This window comes from Streptomyces sp. SP18BB07 (assembly GCF_036322545.1).
Classification (GTDB): Bacteria; Actinomycetota; Actinomycetes; order Streptomycetales; family Streptomycetaceae; genus Streptomyces; species Streptomyces deccanensis.
In genome coordinates this window covers 1-394 of the sequence record NZ_JAQYWT010000013.1, presented here as the reverse complement: position 1 = coordinate 394, position 394 = coordinate 1, and the positions used below count along the sequence as shown (strand labels likewise).

The 394-nt window shown below is 29.2% G+C and carries 1 protein-coding gene; it reads left to right on the top strand.

What is annotated here, in order from left to right; genetic code table 11:
• The first annotated feature begins 33 nt into the window (after positions 1-33).
• Positions 34-327: a hypothetical protein gene (locus PUR53_RS00035; RefSeq protein WP_329906935.1), complete on the top strand. Its 294-nt coding sequence runs from the start codon at positions 34-36 to the stop codon at positions 325-327.
• Positions 328-394 lie beyond the last annotated feature (67 nt).

Sequence of the window (394 nt, the reverse complement as noted above, 5' to 3'; positions counted from 1 at the left end):
GTGTTGTTTTTTTTGTTTATTTTTGTTTTTTTTTTGGTTTGGTGGGGGTGTGTTTTTTTTTTTTTTTCGATTTTATTTTTTTTTTTTTTGTTTTGTTTTTTTTTTTTTTTTTTTGGTGTGTTTTTTTTATTTTTTTTTTGTTTTTTTTTTTTTTTTTTTTTTAATTTTTTTTTGTTTTTTGTTTTGGGGGGGCGTTTTTTGGGGGCCTGGGGGGGTTGTGGGGGTTTATTAAAAACCCAATTTACGACGGTTTGGGTGGTGTTTTTTTTGTGGGGGTGTGTCTTCTATTTATCCTTTTTTTTATATATTATAATGGTGGGTTTTTAATTTTTCTTTTTATAATTTTTCCATTTCAAATTTTTTAGGGGCGCGGGCGGGGGTTTAACCACGGCCC